The sequence below is a fragment of the Neisseria sp. HMSC15G01 genome (genome assembly GCF_001808255.1).
In the GTDB taxonomy this organism is placed as follows: domain Bacteria; phylum Pseudomonadota; class Gammaproteobacteria; order Burkholderiales; family Neisseriaceae; genus Neisseria; species Neisseria subflava_A.
In genome coordinates, this window is sequence record NZ_KV792672.1 from 868 (window position 1) to 4,264 (window position 3,397).

Genomic DNA, 3,397 nt, shown 5'->3' on the forward strand with positions numbered 1-3,397 from the left:
CAAACGTAACCACAGACACCGCCGAACGACATTCGGGCAGCCTGAAAAACGTATTTGACAAAGATAGAGTGCAAAGTGAACTGGATTTACAAAGAACCGTCAGCCAAGATTTTAGTAAAAATGTCCAACAAGCCAATACCGAGATTAACCAACATTTAGACAAACTCAAAGCAGACAAAGAAGCAGCCGAAACAGCAGCAGCCGAGGCATTAGCCAATGGCGATATGGAAACTGCCAAACGCAAAGCTCATGAAGCTCAAGATGCGGCAGCAAAAGCAGATAATTGGCAACAAGGCAAAGTCATTCTCAACATGTTAGCCTCAGGCTTAGCTGCGCCGACCCAAAGCGGAGCAGGCATCGCTGCGGCTACCGCATCGCCGGCCGTATCGTATGCGATTGGACAGCACTTTAAAGATTTAGCCGGTCAAAACGCGAATGGCAAACTAACCGCCAGTCAAGAAACCGCTCACGTTCTTGCTCACGCGGTATTAGGAGCAGCGGTTGCAGCAGCAGGGGACAATAACGCCCTAGCAGGAGCATTGAGTGCAGGTGGAGCGGAAGCAGCTGCGCCTTACATCAGCAAATGGTTATACGGCAAAGAAAAAGGAAGCGACTTAACGGTGGAAGAGAAAGAAACTGTAACAGCGATTACAAACTTATTGAGTACGGCAACGGGTGCGGCAGTGGGCAACAGTGCAACAGATGGAGTGCAAGGCAGCCTGAATGCGAATAGTGCGGTGGAGAATAATTATATTTCTTTCCCAAACAAAAATGACGCAATGCAATTTATTAATATCATCGCACCCTCTACTCCAAATTTAAAATTGAAAGTTGATGGAAACAATAGATTAGTCATTGATGGTTATCATTATGAAAATTTAGATGGTGTATTAACTTTGGTATCTGATAAAACAGGAGCACCAATTGTTTTACAAGGAAAAACTGTATTTGAAAATCTTTTAATTAGTAGCATGAAAAACCCTGATGAAAATAAATTTCCTATTACAGATAATTCGACACTATATGTTGATTCATATGCCAAAATGATTTGGGATCCAAGTGATTTTAATACACCAAACATGAATGATAATGCTCAAACAAATAAAGAATATCAGCATTTAGCAAATCGTTTACTTATTACACAACCTATAGTTGAACGTTTAATTTCTCAAAATTATACCCAAAATAGTGAAGAATTTGATAAGGCGGAAACAGAACTAAATTCAATCTTACATAAATATCGATATAATCGTTTAAAAGCTTTTTTAACATATGCAACACCTATAAAGTTGAAACAACAACAAGGTCGAAATTTGACATCTGAAGAGCATAATTTGCTGCAAGATGCAAATTTAGCAGCCCAATATCATGCTAGACTAAAGATGTTCTCAGATAATATTTATAAAAAAGGGATGAATGTACAGAGTGATATTCTAAAAGAAAAATTCCCACATCTAAAAGATAAAATTATTAGTGCAAATAAACCTGACAATTATACGGAAAATGGAAAAGTTGTAGGTTTAATATCAGATTTTGGAGCAGTAAAATTTATTATGTATACCAACCCAGAACAAAATCAAATATTGAAAACTAGATTTATTATCGAATAAATAGAAAGCCGTCTTATGTATAGTAATAAATTAATAACCCTGTTTTTTCTATTGCCTTTATTGTGCCATGCAGTTGAGTTTGATGAAACTCAATATAACGACTGTAAAGATAGAGCTATGTTATGTGTTGCTAGAATTTATTCTCCCAAAGGCAATAACTATAAATCTATGTGGTATGACGACAATGGCAAGTTAGCATTTATATCCTTTACTAATCAACAAATGGAAAATCAAGGTCACCCATCTCTAGCGATGTTTATTAGTGATGACAAAATATCTGATACCAATATTGATGAATTTTTAGCATCTTTCGATCCTGATAAATATCGAATATCTCATGATCCAAGATATAAATTTTTACCATTAGTATGTCAAACTCATTGTGATCCTTATTCTCTTTTTAATATTGATAACAAATTTAAACCTGATGAGAAAGATAAAATCTTTTTTTCAATCCCGACAGATAACACAGATTTTTATAAGAGTTTTTATTTAAATAAGGATTATATAAAAGGTATATATCCTAAGGCTGTGTTTTAATATAGTGTTGATAGGCGTACTTGGCTTCAATGTATTCAACAGGATAGGTTTATTCCTAACCGCCCAAAGCAGCACCTTTGAAGGCAAGCAAGTTGTATTGCAGGCAAGAAACGATGCCAACATTCTTGGCAGCAATGTTATTTCCGATAATGGCACCCGGATTCAAGCAGGCAATCATGTTCGCATTGGTACAACCCAAACTCAAAGTCAGAGCGAAGGCTATCATCAAACCCAAAAATCAGGCTTGATGAGCGCAGGGATTGGCTTCACGATTGGCAGCAAGACAAACACACAAGAAAACCAATCCCAAAGCAACGAACATACAGGCAGTACCGTAGGCAGCTTGAAAGGCGATACCACCATTGTTGCAGGCAAACACTACGAACAAATCGGCAGTACCGTTTCCAGCCCAGAAGGCAACAATATCATCCATGCCCAAAGCATAGACATTCAAGCGGCACACAACAAATTAAACAGTAATACCACCCAAATCTATGAACAAAAAGGCTTAACGGTGGCATTCAGTTCGCCCGTTACCGATTTGGCACAACAAGCGATTGCCGTCGCACAAAGCAGCAAACAAGTCGGACAAAGCAAAAATGGTCGTGTCAATGCCATGGCAGCTGCCAATGCAGGCTGGTAAGCCTATCAAACAGGTAAGAGTGCACAAAACTTAGCCAATGGTACAACCAATGCCAAACAAGTCAGCATCTCTATAACCTACGGCGAACAGCAAAACTGACAAACCACCCGAGTTCAAGCAAGCCAAGCCCAAGCGAGTCAAATTCAAGCAGGCGGTAAAACCACATTAATCGCCACAGGCGCAGCAGAACAATCCAATATCCACATTACCGGCTCAGATGTTGCCGGCAAAGCAGGAACCGGCCTGATTGCCGATAACGACATCACACTCCAATCCGCCGAACAAAGCAGCAGCGAACGCAGCAACAACAAAAGCAGCGGCTGGAACGCAGGTGCTGCCGTATCATTCGGACAAGGGGGCTGGTCATTAGGCTTTACCGCAGGCGGCAATGTCGGCAAAGGCTACGGCAATGGCGATAGCGTAACCCACCGCCATAGCCACATAGGAGAAAAAGGCAGCCAAACCCTTATCCAAAGTGGTGGCGATACCATCATCAAAGGCGCACAAGTATGCGGCACAGGCGTACAAGTTAATGCCAAAAACCTAAGTATTCAAAGCGTACAAGATAGCGAAACCTATCAGAGCAAACAGCAAAACGGCAATG

2 protein-coding genes and 1 pseudogene are annotated in these 3,397 nt (G+C 40.4%); all 3 read left to right on the forward strand.

The annotated features are described in order from the left end of the window. Positions 1-1,610 (forward strand): VENN motif pre-toxin domain-containing protein (locus HMPREF3139_RS11205; RefSeq protein ID WP_168160494.1); only part of this gene is annotated, 1,610 nt, incomplete at its 5' end. Between the two features lie 15 nt (positions 1,611-1,625). Continuing rightward, positions 1,626-2,150: a hypothetical protein gene (locus HMPREF3139_RS04805; protein ID WP_070460937.1), complete on the forward strand. Its 525-nt coding sequence runs from the start codon at positions 1,626-1,628 to the stop codon at positions 2,148-2,150. Between the two features lie 58 nt (positions 2,151-2,208). Further along, positions 2,209-3,397: pseudogene (locus tag HMPREF3139_RS11210) on the forward strand (hemagglutinin repeat-containing protein); the annotation flags it as partial.